The sequence below is a fragment of the Komagataeibacter kakiaceti JCM 25156 genome, from assembly GCF_000613305.1.
Genome location: NZ_BAIO01000827.1, coordinates 1 through 700, shown reverse-complemented (window position 1 = coordinate 700; position 700 = coordinate 1). Strand labels below are relative to the sequence as shown.

The 700-nt window shown below is 67.6% G+C and carries 1 protein-coding gene; it reads right to left on the bottom strand.

The annotated features are described in order from the left end of the window. Positions 1–37 precede the first annotated feature (37 nt). Positions 38–589, bottom strand: coding sequence for a ribosome maturation factor RimM (gene rimM / locus JCM25156_RS19295; RefSeq protein WP_025814445.1), 552 nt, complete (start codon positions 587–589; stop codon positions 38–40). Positions 590–700: the final 111 nt, after the last annotated feature.

The following is a 700-nucleotide window of genomic DNA, read 5'->3' as shown; positions in this document are numbered from 1 at the left end:
ATGTCCGGAAACAGCGTCAGCGCCGTCGCCTGCCATGTCATGGCCCGTCCCCCTGCCCTGCCGTGCCGGGAAAGCACTCGACCGGAACCTCGATCTCATCGGGAACACAGACCGTGATCCGCCCGCCCCGCACATCCACCACCGGCACGCAGGCCTGGGTGAACGGCAGCAGGAGATGCCCGCCCGCGCCTTCGATCTCAAGGCTGGTGCCCGCGCCGTAATCATGCACGGCGGCCACGCGGCCGATCACCCGCTCCGTTCCCTGCTCGCGCGCTTCCAGCCCGACCAGATCGGCGAAATAGAATTCGTCCTGATCCGGCTCGGGCAGGCTGGCGCGCGGCACGTACAGCTTGCGGTTGACCATCTGCTGCGCAGCCTCGCGGCTATCTATGGCGTTGCCCCGCGCATCGCACAGCCGTGCAACGCCGTTACCCTGCCACGACAGCCGCCACGGGCGGCCCAGGTCATCGACCAGCCCGGCATAGGTGGCCAGGTCTTCCGCCACGGCGGTATAGCTGTGCACATGCACAAGCCCCCGCACGCCATGCGGACGACCTACCACACCCATCAGGACATGATCGTGGTTCATGGGATGACGGCCCTGCCTTTCCTGCCTGCCTTACCGCGTTACTTACGCTGCGGCCGCGGCGGCAGCGGCGGCGGCACGTTCCTGCGCACGCTTCTTGGCGCGGACTTCTTG

Bases quoted from the DNA above. Each gene is read 5' to 3' on its own strand.
- rimM (WP_025814445.1), bottom strand. From the start codon at position 589: ATGAACCACGATCATGTCCTGATGGGTGTGGTAGGTCGTCCGCATGGC.